Raw genomic sequence first — 16,018 nt, 5'->3', positions numbered from 1 at the left:
TCTTGTTTGGTATCCGTCAGCCGGCCGGAAGGGCCTTTTCCAGCCATTCCAACAGCTTTTTCTCCGCGCCGGTCCCCTCATTGGCGCCTGCAATGATCAGATGCGCCCGGACCGCGCCGCCTTCCGCAGTGTCCAGTACCGCCGTCAGGGTCAAATTTCCCCGCTGCCACAGGAAGTACTTTTCAAATACCAGCACCAGGATTGTGCCGCTTGCGGTCTCCACCGTATAGCGGTCCGCCTCCCGCCCCTGGCTGAAGCCCTTGCCGAGCATCGTTTCGGTTATGCAGCGCGCGCATTCCTCCGCCGTTCCGGCAGGATAGAGGGTCTTAACGACCGCCATGCCATCGCTTCCTTTCCGCCGCTCCGGGACACTGCCCGGTCACAGCCGGTAGGGGCGCAGGGCTTCGGCGGCCACGGCGGCAAAATCCTCCGCCGCGCCCCAGTCGAACCGAAACAGCCCCTCTCCCCCGCCGCCGCCTACCAGATGGACCCGGGTCACTCCGCTCAGGTCGTCCAGCAGGGCGGTCAACGTCAGGCGGTTTCCCGCCCGGTAATAGTGCTTTTCAAAGACCAGCGCCAGGCAGCTGCGTCCGTCGGGGCCGCCGGCCCGGTAGCGGTCGATGCATTCGCCGGTAACGCTGCCGTCCACAACGGCGCGGCAGATCCGCTCCGCGCACTCCTCCAGCGCGCAGGAGACGGTAAAGGTGACGCCCTGTCCTTCCATCTGGCTCTCCTTACCAGGGGCGGACGCCGCCGGTGAGCTCGGACACCCTGTCAAGCCCCTGTCCCGCAGCAAGGGCGGCCAGCTCGTCCCGCACCCTGAGCGGGGCGAAGGGATCGTCGAAGCAGGCGGTGCCCACCGCCACGGCAGCAGCGCCCGCCAGCATCAGCTGGGCCGCATCCGCTCCCCTGGAAACGCCGCCCATCCCCAAAATCGGGATCTTGACGGCGCCCGCCACCTCCCAAACCATCCGCACCGCCACAGGCAGCACGGCAGGTCCCGACAGGCCGCCGGTATTCATTTTTAAAATGGGGCGGCGGGTATGCACATCAATGCGCATGCCCCGCAGGGTGTTGATGAGGCTCAGCGCGTCCGCCCCCGCGCCCTCCACCGCCCGGGCAATCTCGGTAATATCCGTGACGTTGGGCGAAAGCTTGACCATCACCGGAACGGATGCGTGCTTTTTGGCGATCGCAGTGACCTCCGCGGCCAGTTCAGGCCGGGTGCCGTAGGCCAGGCCGCCCGCCTTTACGTTGGGGCAGGAGATGTTCACCTCGATCATATCCACCCCTGCCGCCGAGAGTTTTTCGCACATAACGCCGTAGTCTTCCGGGGTATTGCCGGAGATATTTGCGATAATGGCCAGGTCGTGGCGCTTCAGCTCCGGCAGTTCCTGCGCGATAAAGGCGTCTACGCCGGGATTCTGGAGCCCGACGGAATTGAGAATACCCATGGGAGTCTCCGCGATGCGGGGGGGCGGATTCCCCTCCCGGCGGGCCGGAGTGAGTCCTTTGCAGCAGATGCCGCCCAGCTCGGACAGATCGTAAAAGGCGCCGTACTCCTTGCCGAAGCCGAAGGTGCCGGAGGCCACCACCACAGGGTTTTTGAGATGCACGCCCGCCAGATCGACGGACAGCTCCACCGGGTTAGACATTCCAATCCACCTCCTCCGCTTCGAACACCGGGCCGTCCTTGCATACATGCTTCATGGTCCCATCCGCCATCCGGATCGCGCAGCCCAGGCAGGCCCCGATCCCGCAGGCCATGCGCTCTTCCAGGGAGACCTGGCAGCGCACCCCGTATTCCGCCGCCGCCGCCGCCACCGCGCGCAGCATGGGCTTGGGTCCACAGGCCAGGACAGACGCAACCGTCTGATCCTTTGCGAGGATCCGCCGCACCTGCTCATCCACAAAGCCGTGATGCCCCAGACTTCCGTCGTCGCTGCACAAAACGACCTGAGTGCATTTTTCCCGGAAGTCCTCCACCAGCATCGCCCGCTCCGCGCAGCGAAAGCCCAGCACGGCAACGGAACGCCCCCAGGTATAGGCGGCCTGTCCCAGCAGCGGCGGCACGCCGATGCCGCCGCCCACCAGCAGCAGGCGGTCCTTTTCGCCGCATTCAAAGCCGTTGCCCAGTGGAGCCAGCACACTCAGCCGGTCTCCCGCTTTTCGGCGGGAGAGCCATGCGGTGCCCTCGCCCCGCACCTCAAAGACGATGCGCACCAGATCCACCGGCTCGTCCGCCTGGGCCAGGCACACCGAGATGGGGCGGCGGAGCAAATGCTCCGCCCCGCATTTGACATGGAGGAATTGTCCGGCCCGCAGGCCTTCCCGCTTCACCAGGTCCCCCGCCTCCAGGGTAAAGGACCAGGCAAATTCATTCAGTTTTTCTGCGCTGACAATGGTACAAATCTGCTCAATGGGCATAGGCTTTTCTCCCTCTCGTTGCTCGTTTTCCGTGCGGGACGGCGCATCCCGGGGCGGCTGCGGCCCGCAGGAGATCCCGATTCTGCACCGCGCCCGGGCCGCCGGCCAATTCCCGCCGCAGCGCTACACGATGGTTACGAACTGTTTGATATCGTCCCGCATGGCGACGGCGGCGTCCCGGGCGGCCTGCTGATAATCGGAGCCGCCCCGGCCTGTTTTCTGCCAGGCGCACATGATGCCGCGGGAGGAATTGACGATGGCGCCGTGGCCGTACTTGTTGAACGCATACTGCACATCCTCCGCGGTGCCGCCCTGGGCGCCGTAGCCGGGCACCAGGAAAAACGTGTGCTCCAGGCGGCGGCGCAGTTCGCGCAGGTCGGAGGGATAGGTTGCTCCCACCACTGCTCCGGTGAGGTGGAAGCCATGTCTGCCCGCAGTGCCCCGGCCAAGGCGCTCGGTCAGATCGCCCATGACCTTATAGACTACCCGGTCCCCCGCCACCATGTCCTGGAGCTCGCCGGAGCTGGGATTGGAGGTCTTTACCAGTACAAAAAGGCACTTGTCCTCCGCCTTGCAGGTCTCGATAAAAGGCTGAATGGCGTCAGACCCCATGTAACCGTTGATGGTGACGCAGTCGGCGTCAAACGCGGTCCGCTCGGCAGAGCCCACCTTCGTCTTTCCCAGCCAGCCGTCGCTGTAGGCCTGGGCAGTGGAACCGATATCGCCCCGCTTGATATCCGCAATGACGAAAAAGCCCTTTTCCCGGGCATAGCGGATGGTGCGCTCCAGCGCCTCCATCCCCCGCCAGCCCAGCCGCTCATAATAAGCGGCCTGGGGTTTCACCGCCGGCACGATGTCGCACAGCGCATCCATCAGGCCGCAGTTGAACCGGTAGATGGCCTCGGCCGCGCCCTCCAGGGTCTCCCCGTATTGGTCGTAGCATTCCTTTCTCATCTGGGGGGGCACATACTCCGGTTTCGGATCCAACCCGACCACAGTGGGGTTTTTCATCGCCCGGATCTTGTCTTGCAGTACGTCAAACGACATTTCCTTCTCCTCCTGATTGATACGGCACCGCCGACGGCGGCATCCTTTGGCCCGGCACGGTTTACCGCGCCGGGCAGTCTGTCTCGCGCTCCGCTTTCGTCAAAGGCGGCTCCGGGCGGAGCACCCCGCTCCCGCCTGTTTTCTATGTTTTCTATTGCGCCTGGTATATGACCTCGCCGCCCACGACGGTATACTTCACTCTGCCCTTCAGCGTCCTTCCGGCAAACGGGGTGTTGCGGCCCTTGGAGGCAAACCGCTCCGGGTCTACCGTCCACTCCTCCTCCGGATCGAAGATCACCACGTCGCCATCCGCCCCGATGGACAGGCGGCCCTTGGTGGGCAGACGCAGGATACAGGCCGGGTTGATGGTCATCTTCCGCAGGATATCGGACAGGCCCAGCTCTCCGGTATGATAGAGATAGGTCAGCGTCACCGCCAGGGCGGTCTCCAGCCCCACCATGCCGCTGGGGGCTTCGGTCAGGGGGCGTGCCTTCTCCTCGGCGGAGTGGGGGGCGTGGTCGGTGGCGATGGCGTCGATGGTGCCATCCTTCAGCCCTTCGATCACGGCATCCACGTCCGCGCGGGTCCGCAGGGGCGGATTCACCCGTGCCAGAGAACCCTGCGCCAATATCTCATCCTCGGTCAGGCTGAAATACTGGGGGCAGGTCTCACAGGTGATCTGCACCCCTTTGCGTTTATAGCGGCGCACCAGTCCCACCGACTTTGCGGTGGAGATATGGCAGATATGCACCGCGCCGCCGGTCTCTTCGGCCAGCATGGCGTCCCGCGCCACCATGATCTCCTCCGCGATGGCAGGCCGTCCCTCCAGCCGCAGCTGGCGGGATACCCGTCCCTCGTTTACCGCATAATTCTTTACCATGTCCGCGTCCTCGCAGTGGGACAGGACGGTCAGCTCCTGCCGGTGGGCCAGGATCAGCGCGTCCCGCATGAGGTTGGCGTTCTGTACCGGCACGCCGTCGTCCGACAGCGCCACCGCACCCGCGGCCTTCAGCGCCTCAAAATCCGTCAGCGCCTGTCCCTTCTGCCCGCGGGTCACCGCGCCGATCGGCCAGACGTGTACGCCGCAGGCCGCAGCCGCCTTCCCTTTCAAAAAGTCGATCTGCTCCGGGCTGTCCACCGCCGGGCGGGTATTGGGCATGCAGGCGATCGAAGAGAAGCCCCCCCGCGCCGCGGCCAGAGCGCCCGTCTCCACCGTCTCTTTATACTCGAAGCCGGGCTCCCGCAGGTGGACGTGCATATCTACCAGGCCCGCGCACACCACCATACCGCTGGCGTCGATGAGCTTCGCCCCCGGCTCGTTGATATTGCTCCCGATCACGGCCACCTTGCCGTCCTCGATCAGAATGTCCATCACGCCGCCGATCCCGCCCACGGGATCCACCAGCCGTCCTTGGCGTATAAGCAGCTTCACTTGACCACTCCTTTCGCACATGGAAAAAGGGTCCAGGTCCACCCCCGTCCCCTTACCGCAGCAACATCTTATTTCTCGTTTTTATTATATATGGAATCGCATATTTTAGCAACGCATTTTTCTGGATTTCCGGGCACAATATCAGAGGGCATCAGCAAAGGAGGAATCGGGAATAATGACGAAACATGCGTTTCTGGAAGGCATGGGCCTTGGCGTGGTGGCCGGCGCGGCGATCGGCATCGCCGTGGCCTCCAGGTCCGGCTATGGTCACGACATGCGCCGCATGGCCCGAAAGGCCGCCCGGCGGATGGACCGCATGAAAGACCAGCTGGAGGACCGGATGGGGTTCTAAGCCAGCAAGCGGCGCGGCCTGGCCGCGCCGCTTGCTTTTGCGGGACGCTGCGTTTATAATCAATCTGACCCGGTTAATTCTATCATTTCAGGAGGCTTGCCTATGATCACGCCCATTCTGGACCCCGGCGGACGGCGTCCGCTCTATGAGCAGCTTTACCGGCACATCCGCGGGGAGATCGAAGCGGGGCGCATGAGCGCCGGAGAACGGCTGCCCTCCAAACGGGCCCTGGCCGCCCATTTGAAGATCAGCGTCGTCACAGTGGAGGGCGCCTATGGGCAGCTGCTGGCCGAGGGCTATCTTCGCTCCGAGCCCAAACGCGGTTTTTTCGTCCAAGCGCTTCCGGACCGCCCCGCTCCAGCGGCTGCGCCGCCCGTCTCCATACCGGCGGAGGAGGGGGCGCGCAAGCGGTTTCGCTACGACTTTTCCACCAGCGGGGTCGATACCGCGCTCTTCCCCTTTTCCACCTGGGCCCGCCTCATGCGCGAGGTGCTGAACGGACAGGAGGCGGAGCTTCTTTCCGCATCTCATCCGCAGGGCGCCGTCGGGCTGCGCCGGGCGATCGCGGAACACCTGTACCGTTTCCGGGGCATCCGGGCCGATCCGGAGCAGATCGTTGTGGGGGCCGGGTCGGAATATCTGACCGGCCTTCTGATCCAGCTGCTGGGCCGTGAGGGCCTCTATGGCGTGGAGAACCCCGGTTATGGCAAGACCCATCGGATTCTCACCAGCAATGGGGCGCGGGTGACGCCCCTGCCGTTGGACGAACAGGGCCTGCGGGTGGATACGCTGGCCTCCTCCGGCGTGCGGGTCGTCCACGTGACGCCCTCTCACCACTTTCCGCTGGGCATCATTATGCCGGTGAGCCGGCGCAGCGCCCTTCTATCCTGGGCGGCCGGCGCTTCCGACCGATACATCCTGGAGGACGATTATGACAGTGAGTTTCGTTTTTCCGGCCGCCCCATTCCCGCGCTCCAGAGTCTGGACCGGAACGAAAGGGTCATCTACCTGAATACCTTTGCCAAAACCCTGGCCCCTTCCCTGCGGATCAGCTACATGGTGCTGCCGCCCCACCTGCTGGAACGATGGCGGCGGGAACTCTGGTTCTACTCCTCCACGGTCCCCTCCTTTGAGCAGGATACCCTGGCTCTGTTTATGCAGCGGGGTCATTTTGAGCGGCACCTTGCCCGCGCCCGCAATCGCTACAAGGCCCGGCGGGAAGCGCTGCGCGCCGCCGCCAAGGAAACCGGGCTGCTGGACATCGGCCGGTTTTCCGGCGGGGATGCCGGGCTGCACCTCCTCCTATGGCTGGAGGGACGCAACGAGGCGGAACTCGTGCGCCGGGCCGCCGAAGCCGGCGTCGGGCTCTCACCGCTTTCCGCCTATGATCTGGCCTCTGCTCCCGCTGGGCGGGAGGCTGCGCTGATCCTGGGCTACACCCATATCGCGGCGGAGGATATGACCGGCGCGCTGCTGCGCCTGAAAGCCGCCTGGGGCTTTTAACGTGCCCTTGCACAGCGGCGCGGCTCCGTTTCGCCTTCCGCGTAGGTTCAGGCGAACGCGCAATCATTTCCTGCGTAAAGGGCGCTGGAGCGGCGCATACTGATCCGGAGGTGATTCGTATGCGTCAGCCCTATCGGGATCTTTACGCCCTGTTCCGCCATGAGCCGGAGGCCGAGGCCTACTTCAATTCCCTGCCTTCCTATGCGCAGGAACAGCTCAGCGCAAGCTATCAGGCGGTAGATTCCATGGAACGTCTGCGTGATTACGCACAGCGCATGTCCCGTTCGTATCCGGCGGAGGTCATCGGCGGACGCGCTTATCTGCCTGCGCCCACCTGGTATTAGCTCTTATCGGGACCTGGGGAATCGGCCCGGCTGCGCGAACGTTTGGCGCCCGGCGCCCCCTTGTTCCGCACGCACGCGTGGGCGGCCGGACATCCCTCCGCTCAGGTATCTCCACTATTTTAGCAAAAGCGGACGGTCCTGCATTCCTGGGGCAGGGCCGTCCGCTTTGCCTCATACGCCCATATAGGAAAAGTGCATATAGTCCTTGTTCGTGGGCCAGGCGTCGCCGCCCCAGCTGTAACCGTGGGCCTTGAAACTGCGCACCACGCTTCCCTCGGCAGGGATGGACCAGGGGTCTTTGCCCGGCCGCCAGTAGGCGCCTGCACCCACCGTGCCGTTTGGATATACCTGATAGTTTTCATTCCAGTTGATGTCGATCGCGGTACCGCAGTTGTGTTCTCCTTTGGCGCCGTCCGTCCAGCGAAAACCGCCGATATCTTTCACGGGGAACTGTTCCGGATCATTGAAAATCTCGGTAAAGATTTCCGTCATATCGGCAGCCAGAGCCTTGTGGATCATAAAGGTGACCTCTCCCGCCGTTTTCTCCCCTGTGCTCTCATTCAGCCGCCATACGGGCACGGTAACCTCCGTCATATTGGTCCGGGCCTCCGCTTGGTCGGTAAAACGGCGCTTTTCCGCACTGCCAAAAAGCCGTTCTCGTTTGGCACCGTTCTCCCCCAGCGTCCGCAGTTCGACCGGATGCGCCTGGGCAGAATCCGTCTGCGTTTGGGCGGGGGCCAGATCTTTCTCCGCTGTTTCCTGCTCCAACACCGCCCCGCTGCTCAGATCCAGCGTCCTCAGCAGCAGCGTTGCGCCCTGGGCCCGGCTCAGGACTGCGCTCCCCCGGAACGTGCCATCCGGATAACCGGTCATCAGTCCCAGCACATAAGAACGCGCTACAAAAGCCTGATAGGATGCGGGCAGCTGCTGAAAATCCGCCACGGCCGGCTCCGCCGCCGGAAGCGGCTCTCCTTCCAGCACCCGAAGCGCCAGCGTTACCGCATCCCGGCGTGTTACCGGCTCGCCCAACGTGGCTCCATTTACCGTAACAAAGTCCCCTCCGCAAAGTACGCCTGCCGACAGGGCCGCCTCATAGGCCGGAAACGCCCAGTGCGTTCCCGGCAGCCGTTCACCGGAGCCATACTGCTCCGGATAAAAGGTCCGGGCCAGCATGGTCAGATATTCGCCCCAGCTCAGCGTCCCCTCCGGAGCCATGGTCCCATCCGGAAGGCCGCCCAGTACCCCCAGCGCTTCCGCCCGTGCCATGGTCTCATATGCCCAGTGTTCCTCTGTCAGATCGGTCCATCCAGCCGCACGGGCAGGCGAGGCAATCAGCCAAGCCGCCAATATCAGCAGACCAACGCCCCTTAATACGCCGTTTTTCATGCTTCCACCCCTCTGTTTTCGACATTATATCACAAAAACAGTTCAGGGGGAACACTGTAATCACCCGAAAGCCCGCGCTTGTCTATTTTCCCAGCCGCTTCCTACCCGTACCGGGAATCTCCCTGTTCCCGTTTGTGTTGCTGCGAGCTTCATCCATAAATCATTTGTCGGAATATACGAAAAAGGCAGCCGCCTTAAACATAGCAGCTGCCCGATAGATCCGGGTTTACTGGATCGTATGTGCTGTAATAATCGTATAACTATAAGCATTGATCGTTATCTTTTTATCGTCGATCTCGCAATACCAGTTCTTTCCTCTCCGGTATATATTACAGTTTCTATCCAAAATCCTATTTTTACAATATTCAACTACATCAGCGGTATCTAACTTCAAGTTTCTTCTAATCCTGTCAACCCCCATTTGAGTAGTATGAATTTTATCAAGATGATCAAGCAATACTCTTTCTTCCATGATCGGTCCTCCGGCAAATCCGATTTGATCAATCTCATTTTACGATACGATTGAATGGTCCGCAATGGGGCTTTCGGTAAAATCGACGGATTTTGATTCCAGCAACAGCTGCAATGGAAGGGAGCCGATAGAAGGGAGTCGATAATTCTCTGCTTGACAATTTCTTTTGAAATCACTATAATATCTAACAGTGTCCATCGGGGTGTGGCGAAGTTTGGTATCGCGCTTGGTTCGGGTCCAAGAGGCCCGGGGTTCGAATCCCCGCACTCCGACCAAATCCTTCATGTGAAAACATGAAGGATTTTTCTATTTGTCAACATCTTGTTTTTGGAACGCTTTTAGGCGGCCCTCTAATTGAACACATGACGAACACCCCAAGAAAATGTATGTTGAGATGTCATCCTTTAGAAGGATGCCCTTGCATAAAACAGTTCAGTCACACTACATAGAATATGATTTTATGGTATATGGTTCGTCACATTACGCAAGTTTCGTTTGGTATCATGAAATCCGTCAGAGAAATCTGTGGATTGAAATTATGTCGTGCGGCTGAATTGCGGCAGCAGCTTGAAACCGTTGGAGCTTTTGTTTCCAACGGTTTTCAAGTTCCATAACTACACTACGCGCATCGGGGCGTCCAGTTTGCCGGATGCATGTCCTGTGTTATACTCTTGCTCATGAGGGATAGGGCCTCCTCTCGTCAAGTTGTTGTGTGGTAACTCAACTTTAACCGATGAGGCCTTATCTTTCATCCTTTTTTATTCATCTGTCCAACATGTATTGTAGTCCTACACAAATTTACCAAGCCGTCCGCTCGTCCTCTTGACGCGGGCGGGCGGGCCGTGATACACTACAAACGACCATACGACTGACGGAAGTGGAGCAACCACATGGAGTGTGGCCGGACGTAGACCGCGTCCTCTTGCCGACCGTCTGGGCACACTGATGATTGAGTGTGCCCTTTTTTGTATTTTGGGCACATGGAAAAGAGGGAATGCTATGAAGACCGACATCGAAATCGCACAGTCCTGCCGGATGAAGCACATCCGGGACGTCGCGGAACTGGCGGGCGTGGACGAGGATTATCTGGAGTATTACGGCAAATACAAAGCCAAAATCGACCTGAAGCTGCTTTCCGACCGTGCCGGAGCGCCCGACGGCAAGCTGGTACTGGTCACCGCCATCAACCCGACGCCCGCAGGTGAGGGCAAGACCACCACCACCGTGGGACTGGCCGACGGCATGCGCCGCCTGGGAAAGAACACCGTGGTCGCTTTGCGGGAGCCCAGTTTGGGCCCGGTTTTCGGCGTCAAAGGCGGCGCGGCCGGGGGCGGATATGCCCAGGTGGTCCCCATGGAGGATATCAACCTCCATTTTACAGGAGACTTTCACGCCATCGGCGCGGCCAACAACCTGCTGGCCGCCATGCTGGACAACCATATCCAACAGGGCAATGAGCTTGCTGTCGACGTGCGGCGCATCACCTGGAAACGCTGCGTAGACATGAACGACCGTCAGCTGCGCAGCATCGTCTGCGGCTTGGGCGGCAAGGCCAACGGCATGCCCCGGGAGGACGGCTTTGACATTACTGTGGCCTCTGAAATCATGGCGGTGCTCTGTCTGGCCGACGGCCTGACTGATCTGAAAGCGCGTCTTGGCCGTATGGTGGTCGGCTATACCAGCACCGGCGCCCCTGTCACCGCCCATGACCTAAAGGCTGAGGGCGCCATGGCTGCCCTGCTCAAAGACGCGCTGAAGCCCAACCTGGTTCAGACGCTGGAGGGTACCCCCGCATTTATCCACGGCGGTCCATTCGCCAATATCGCCCACGGCTGCAACTCCGTCATGGCTACCCGCGTGGCCCTCAAAATGGGAGATTACGTCATCACCGAGGCTGGCTTCGGCGCCGACCTGGGGGCGGAAAAGTTTTTGGACATCAAGTGCCGCCTGGCGGGCCTGACCCCGTCCGCCGTGGTCATGGTGGCCACGGTCCGGGCCCTCAAGCATCACGGCGGCTGTCCCAAGGGGGCTTTGGGCACGGAAGACCTTGCCGCGCTGGAGCGCGGCCTTCCCAACCTGCTGCGGCACGTGGAGAACATCACCGCCGTCTACGGCCTGCCCTGCGTGGTGGCCATCAACCGCTTCCCCACCGATACAGAGGCCGAGCTGCGGCTGGTAGAGGACAAGTGCCGCTCCCTGGGCGTCAACGTGGCTCTGTCCGAGGTATGGGCCAAGGGCGGCGAGGGCGGCATGTCCCTTGCCCGCGAGGTGGTCCGGCTGTGTGAAACGCCGGGCAGTTTCACCTGCTCCTATGCGTTGGATCAACCCATTGAGCGGAAGCTGGAGCAGATCGTCACCAGGGTTTACCACGGTGACGGCGTGGATCTGACCCCAGCGGCCAAAAAGCAGGCTGCGGAACTGACCGCCCTGGGCTTTGGCGCGCTGCCCATCTGCATGGCAAAGACCCAGTATTCCTTCTCCGACGATCCGTCCCTGCTGGGTGCTCCGGAGGGATTCCGGGTGACGGTGCGCAGTCTGAAGGTCTCCGCCGGGGCCGGATTCATCGTTGCACTGACCGGCGATATCATGACCATGCCCGGCCTGCCCAAAGTCCCTGCGGCCGAGACGGTCGATGTGGATGAGAACGGCCGAATCTCCGGCCTGTTTTGATGGAGAGAGGGGGAGCAGCACAGTGAACACGGCGGAACAGACCTGCGGCGGCTTTCTGGATGCACTGGCCTCCAAGGCCCCTGTGCCGGGCGGCGGAGGTGCCTCCGCGCTGGTGGGGGCGCTGGGCGCCGCCCTGTGCACCATGGTAGGAAACTATACCGTTGGAAAGAAAAAGTATGCCGCAGTGGAGGCGGACGTCAGGGTCCTTATGGAGAAGGCCGAGGACCTGCGCGGACGGCTGCTGGCGCTGGTGGACCAGGACGCCGCCGCCTTTGAGCCGCTTTCAAAGGCTTATTCAATCCCCAAGGACGATCCGCAGCGGGACGCCGTCCTGGAGCGCTGTCTGCGGGATGCCGCCGCCGCGCCCATGGAGATCCTGCGTCTTAGCTGTGAAGTGATCGGCCTTCACAAAGAGATGCTGGAAAAAGGAAGTCTTCTGATGCTCTCCGACGTTGGCACAGGGGTCATCTTCTGCCGGAGCGCCCTCTACGGCGCATGGCTCAATGTGAAGGTGAACACCAAAAGCATAGCCGACCAGGCCTTTGCACGGGCTATGAATCAGGAAGCGGACGATTTGGTCAGCCAATATGGGAACGTCGCCGATCAGGTCTATCAATCCGTGATGAGGAGGTTTTCCTGATGGCCCGGCTTTGGAAGGGCGCGCCGGTAGCGGCTGCCCTGAGCGAGCGGGTGGCCGCCCAGGTCGAGCGCTTGAAGCAGCGCGGGGTCTCCCCCGCACTGGCCATCGTTCGGGTCGGCCAACGCCCTGAAGACCTGTCCTATGAGCGCGGGGCGCTCAAACGCTGTGAAATGGTCGGCATTACTGTAAAGCAGTTTATCCTGCCTGATACAGTGGAGCTGACGGAGCTGCTGCACATCGTCGAAGCGATCAACCAGGACGCCGCGATCCATGGTTGTCTGCTGTTTCGCCCTCTGCCCCGGCATCTGGACGAAGCCGCCGTCTGTGCCGCGCTCGCCCCTTCCAAGGATGTAGACGGGATCACCGCCGGTTCCCTGGCCGGAGTGTTTGCTGGCAGCGGCAGCGGCTTTCCCCCCTGTACTGCACAGGCCTGCCTGGAGATCCTGGATTACTACGGCTATGAGCTGACCGGCAAGCGGGCGGTGGTGGTGGGACGCAGTCTGGTCATTGGGAAACCAGCGGCCATGCTGCTGCTGCAGCGAAACGCCACGGTCACGCTCTGCCACACCCGTACGGCCGATCTGGCGGCTGAGTGCCGCCGGGCCGACGTGCTCATCGCGGCGGCCGGGAAAGCCGGGATGCTGGGCGTATCCCATATCGCCCCCGGTCAGGCGGTCATCGACGTTGGCATCAACCTGGATGCGGATGGGATGCTGGTGGGCGACGTGGACTTTGCTGCTGCAGAACCGGTGGCGGACGCCGTCACGCCTGTCCCCGGCGGCGTTGGCGCGGTGACCACCTCGGTGCTGGCCCGTCACGTGGCGGAGGCCGCTGCGCGGCTGCATGGCCTTGGGGGGTAATTTTATGATCACATTACGCTCCCCCGCGCCGTCCGACCGGGAGCGGATCTGGGCGTATCGAGCGGAGTTCCTCCGGGCCGGGGACAGTCTGGACGGTACCGCCGCGCTGGACCGTGCGGAATCCTTTGCGGAGTGGTTCTCCGCCGTGGAGGACAATCGCCGTGCGGAAAGCGTGCGTTCCGGAATGGTCCCTGCCACCTCTTTTTTGGCGGAGGATGCCGCCAGCTCATTGGTCGGTATGATCCAGCTCCGCCACTGCCTCAACGACTATTTGCTTCACTTCGGCGGGCACATCGGCTACAGCGTACGCCCTTCCCAGCGCAGGAAGGGCTACGCCACGGAGATGCTGCGTCTGGTGCTGGAGGAGGCCCGCCGCCTGGGTCTGAAACAAGTCCTGGTCACCTGCGACGCCGCAAACGAGGCCTCCCGTCGTACCATTCGGACAAACGGCGGCGTACTGGATGGCGCGATTGCGGAAGGCGGACGTCTCACCCAGCGGTATTGGATTGCCTTATAAGAACAGGAGGAGGGCGGATATGCAGTGCATATCCGCCCTCCTCACGGTTTTTAAAATGTTTGAGATCAGATGCAGCCCGCTGCGCACACTGCGGGATCGTTTCGACAAGCCGACGCGGGGCCGCCCGGCTCAGCGCATGGTAAAGTTGCCGCGGAACTGGGTCATATTGTCGCTGGCGGCGTAATCCGTCAGGAACATGCCCACAATGCCGAAGTTGGACTTAAGGAAGGGAAACTGGGCCTGGGGCGCGGCCTCAGGGGCCTCCTTGGCCCACTCAGGCTGAGCCAATTCCTGTTTGGCCGCCTCAATGGCGGTGCACCACTCGTCAGGGCCCTCAAACCACAGCTCCACCAGGCGGTGGAACTGGCACCCCACCACGTCGTGGTAGATCCTGCTGGACAGGAAGCGGGTGACCTCAGGGCGATTCTGGAAATAGGGCGCCATCACATCATGGAACCACTTCTCACCGGTCTTCTCGCAGGGCCAGCGCAGGACAAACTGCCAGCGGTAGTTGGGGCCGTCCTTTACGGTGCGGCCGGCGCCCTTGAAATCCTCCTCCCAGTTGATGGGCACATGGGCAAATACAAAGGGCGGGCAGCCGTTATCGCCGCCGGAGGAGCGGTGCTCCTCTCCGGTCATATTGGCCATTTGCGCGATCGCTTCGTCCGAATCGGGCAGCATGCCCTGCCAGCGCAGCACTTCCGGCGGCATAACCTCACCAAAGGCATTATTGCGCATCTCAGGCAGCATTTCGTTGATGAGCCAGTAATGCTCGGTCATCTGCATCCGGCGGGTGCCGAAACGTTCGCCGCCCGGCGGCACCGGAAGCGCGTTATAAAAGGCGTACTTCACACAGTAAGGGGTAAACTTGGAGATGCTGTCCGGGATGTGGGTGTTGTACAGCCAGTGCTGCAGGCGATGGCGATACTCCTCACGGACGCAGTCTACAAAAATCAGGCTGCGCATGGGACGAAACTCAAACGACATGTCACTCGCTCCTTTATTTTCCTCTTTTCACGATAACCGTTTTGTTATGGGTCCGCGCACCGAACCGAACGGCGATCCCCGACCGCCCCGGCCCCATCTGCGTACACACTTGCGGGAAGGCGGCAATCTGGCCATGAACCGCGGGCCTGCCCTCATGAGTTAAGCATAGCATCCCCCTCGCCGTTTGTAAAATAGTTCTTTTGATATGCTTCCCGGACCGCTGACCCCTGACCCGGCTGCGGGTCAGGGGGAGTTCCCAGCCAAAGCAGAATTTTTCGATTTTGCTCTTGCAATCATGGGAAAGAACGTTTACAATATCTTATATCCTGCAAGACTTCCCGGAGGGACGGGAAGGAGCACGGAATCCGGGAGGGATGCCGATGGAAAAAAGCAGCAGCCTGCGCCCCCTCAGGCTGGGGGAACAGACGAAAAACTTCGTTTTTCTGGGGGAAGCCGGAAGCGGCAAGAGCGAGATCGCCATCAATTTTGCCCTGTCCCTGCACCAGCAGGGCGGTAAAGAGGTCCACCTCTTCGATCTGGACATGACCAAGCCCCTGTTCCGCAGCCGGGATCAGGGAGAAGCGCTTGCGGCGATGGGCATCCGTTTTCACTGTGAGCAGCAGTTTATGGACGCCCCCACAGTGACCGGCGGCGTCACCCGTCTTCTGCGGGAGGAGCGCTGCTACACGGTCCTGGACGTGGGCGGCGACTACATCGGGGCCCGCTCCATCGGCGGCTACGCTCCCCTGCTCAACGATAGCCGTACCGCCGTCTACTACGTGATGAATCCCTTCCGCCCCTGGTCCATGACCATCGACCACATCGACCGGGTCCTGGGCGAGACTCTGGGCGTCTCCCACGTCCAGCTGGATCACCTGAAGCTGATCGGCAATCCCAATCTGGGCATCCACACCACCCGGGAGGATGTGTTGGACGGGATCCGTACCTTGACCGAACTGGTCGCCCCCTACAAGCCCCTGGACTTTTTCTGTGTTTGGGAACCCCTGTACGAGCAAGTGAAGGGCGCAGTTTCCGCCCCGCTCCTCCCCATCCGCCTGTACCTCACCTATCCCTGGAACAGGATGCCGGAAGACGGCTCGTACTGAGTTCCAAAAATTTTTTTGTTCAATATTTGCAAGATGCAAGATTATAATTGAAGGTAGAAGGAGATGTCATTATGGCAAAGGTCCAAATCGTGGCGGAGCGCTGCAAAAGCTGCGGCTATTGCATCAAGTTCTGTCCCAAGCATGTGTTGGCCATCGGCGACAAGGTCAACTCCAAAGGGTACGAATACGTCGTACCTGTGAACCCGGACGACTGCATCGGCTGCTGCATCTGCGGCCGCATGTGTCCCGACGGGGCCATCGAAATCTACAAATAA

The 16,018-nt window shown here is 61.3% G+C and carries 18 protein-coding genes, 1 tRNA gene and 1 riboswitch; of the genes, 10 read left to right on the top strand and 9 right to left on the bottom strand.

All coding sequences use genetic code 11. The features are described 5' to 3' along the window. Positions 1-16: 16 nt before the first annotated feature. The 6 genes from H8S57_RS02115 to H8S57_RS02090 all read right to left on the bottom strand — a co-directional run bounded on the left by H8S57_RS02115 (position 17) and on the right by H8S57_RS02090 (position 4,906). Positions 17-340 (bottom strand): DUF6054 family protein, encoded by a 324-nt coding sequence (locus H8S57_RS02115; protein WP_186906421.1) that lies wholly within the window; start codon positions 338-340, stop codon positions 17-19. A 39-nt stretch (positions 341-379) separates the two neighbouring features. Beyond that, complete coding sequence (locus H8S57_RS02110; RefSeq protein WP_186906420.1) at positions 380-724, bottom strand: DUF6054 family protein; 345 nt, start codon at positions 722-724, stop codon at positions 380-382. A 10-nt stretch (positions 725-734) separates the two neighbouring features. Beyond that, positions 735-1,655 (bottom strand): dihydroorotate dehydrogenase, encoded by a 921-nt coding sequence (locus H8S57_RS02105; protein ID WP_186906419.1) that lies wholly within the window; start codon positions 1,653-1,655, stop codon positions 735-737. After that, positions 1,648-2,427, bottom strand: a complete 780-nt coding sequence (locus H8S57_RS02100; protein WP_186906418.1) for a dihydroorotate dehydrogenase electron transfer subunit — start codon at positions 2,425-2,427, stop codon at positions 1,648-1,650. The genes H8S57_RS02105 and H8S57_RS02100 overlap by 8 nt, the downstream gene beginning before the upstream one ends. A 123-nt stretch (positions 2,428-2,550) precedes the next feature. Then, positions 2,551-3,474 carry an orotidine-5'-phosphate decarboxylase gene (pyrF, locus tag H8S57_RS02095; protein ID WP_186906417.1) on the bottom strand — a complete coding sequence of 308 codons (924 nt, stop codon included), beginning with the start codon at positions 3,472-3,474 and terminating at the stop codon, positions 2,551-2,553. Between the two features lie 151 nt (positions 3,475-3,625). Then, positions 3,626-4,906: a dihydroorotase gene (locus tag H8S57_RS02090; protein ID WP_186906416.1), complete on the bottom strand. Its 1,281-nt coding sequence runs from the start codon at positions 4,904-4,906 to the stop codon at positions 3,626-3,628. A 175-nt stretch (positions 4,907-5,081) separates the two neighbouring features. Here H8S57_RS02090 and H8S57_RS02085 point away from each other — a divergent pair, with 175 nt between their 5' ends. The 3 genes from H8S57_RS02085 to H8S57_RS02075 all read left to right on the top strand — a co-directional run bounded on the left by H8S57_RS02085 (position 5,082) and on the right by H8S57_RS02075 (position 7,105). Further along, on the top strand, positions 5,082-5,258 hold the full coding sequence (locus H8S57_RS02085; protein ID WP_186906415.1) for a hypothetical protein: 177 nt from the start codon (positions 5,082-5,084) through the stop codon (positions 5,256-5,258). A 102-nt stretch (positions 5,259-5,360) separates the two neighbouring features. Next, positions 5,361-6,761 (top strand): MocR-like pyridoxine biosynthesis transcription factor PdxR, encoded by a 1,401-nt coding sequence (gene pdxR, locus H8S57_RS02080; protein WP_186906414.1) that lies wholly within the window; start codon positions 5,361-5,363, stop codon positions 6,759-6,761. A gap of 119 nt (positions 6,762-6,880) precedes the next feature. Next, positions 6,881-7,105: a hypothetical protein gene (locus tag H8S57_RS02075; RefSeq protein WP_186906413.1), complete on the top strand. Its 225-nt coding sequence runs from the start codon at positions 6,881-6,883 to the stop codon at positions 7,103-7,105. Positions 7,106-7,276: 171 nt separating this feature from the next. Here the strand turns inward: H8S57_RS02075 and H8S57_RS02070 are convergent, their stop codons facing one another. Together H8S57_RS02070 and H8S57_RS02065 are read right to left on the bottom strand one after the other, a co-directional pair. Then, positions 7,277-8,491, bottom strand: a complete 1,215-nt coding sequence (locus tag H8S57_RS02070) for an S-layer homology domain-containing protein (protein WP_186906412.1) — start codon at positions 8,489-8,491, stop codon at positions 7,277-7,279. Positions 8,492-8,717: 226 nt separating this feature from the next. Then, entirely contained in the window at positions 8,718-8,963 is a 246-nt protein-coding gene (locus H8S57_RS02065; RefSeq protein ID WP_207723667.1) for a DUF3781 domain-containing protein, read from the bottom strand. 198 nt (positions 8,964-9,161) lie between these two features. Here H8S57_RS02065 and H8S57_RS02060 point away from each other — a divergent pair. From H8S57_RS02060 to H8S57_RS02040, 5 genes are all read left to right on the top strand, one after another. Then, a tRNA-Pro gene (locus tag H8S57_RS02060) sits at positions 9,162-9,238 on the top strand. A gap of 579 nt (positions 9,239-9,817) precedes the next feature. After that, positions 9,818-9,909: riboswitch (ZMP/ZTP riboswitch) on the top strand. 53 nt (positions 9,910-9,962) lie between these two features. Continuing rightward, positions 9,963-11,633, top strand: coding sequence for a formate--tetrahydrofolate ligase (locus H8S57_RS02055; protein WP_186906411.1), 1,671 nt, complete (start codon positions 9,963-9,965; stop codon positions 11,631-11,633). A gap of 22 nt (positions 11,634-11,655) precedes the next feature. Next, positions 11,656-12,273, top strand: a complete 618-nt coding sequence (locus H8S57_RS02050) for a cyclodeaminase/cyclohydrolase family protein (RefSeq protein ID WP_256175258.1) — start codon at positions 11,656-11,658, stop codon at positions 12,271-12,273. After that, positions 12,273-13,133: a bifunctional 5,10-methylenetetrahydrofolate dehydrogenase/5,10-methenyltetrahydrofolate cyclohydrolase gene (locus tag H8S57_RS02045; protein WP_186906409.1), complete on the top strand. Its 861-nt coding sequence runs from the start codon at positions 12,273-12,275 to the stop codon at positions 13,131-13,133. Before H8S57_RS02050 ends, H8S57_RS02045 begins: the two co-directional genes overlap by 1 nt. Positions 13,134-13,137: 4 nt before the next feature. Next, complete coding sequence (locus H8S57_RS02040; protein WP_186906408.1) at positions 13,138-13,650, top strand: GNAT family N-acetyltransferase; 513 nt, start codon at positions 13,138-13,140, stop codon at positions 13,648-13,650. Between the two features lie 129 nt (positions 13,651-13,779). Here H8S57_RS02040 and H8S57_RS02035 read toward each other — a convergent pair whose 3' ends face one another. Further along, the gene (locus H8S57_RS02035) at positions 13,780-14,637 is read right to left on the bottom strand and encodes an acetyl-CoA hydrolase (protein WP_186906407.1); all 858 of its coding nucleotides are present in this window, start codon (positions 14,635-14,637) and stop codon (positions 13,780-13,782) included. A 380-nt stretch (positions 14,638-15,017) separates the two neighbouring features. Between H8S57_RS02035 and H8S57_RS02030 the strand changes: the two genes are divergently transcribed. Together H8S57_RS02030 and H8S57_RS02025 are read left to right on the top strand one after the other, a co-directional pair. After that, complete coding sequence (locus H8S57_RS02030) at positions 15,018-15,743, top strand: hypothetical protein (RefSeq protein ID WP_186906406.1); 726 nt, start codon at positions 15,018-15,020, stop codon at positions 15,741-15,743. Between the two features lie 71 nt (positions 15,744-15,814). Beyond that, a complete protein-coding gene (locus tag H8S57_RS02025) occupies positions 15,815-16,018 on the top strand; it encodes a 4Fe-4S dicluster domain-containing protein (RefSeq protein ID WP_186906405.1) in 204 nt (67 codons plus the stop codon).

This window comes from Lawsonibacter hominis (assembly GCF_014287895.1).
In the GTDB taxonomy this organism is placed as follows: domain Bacteria; phylum Bacillota; class Clostridia; order Oscillospirales; family Oscillospiraceae; genus Lawsonibacter_A; species Lawsonibacter_A hominis.
This window is presented reverse-complemented; position numbering and strand designations above follow the sequence as displayed.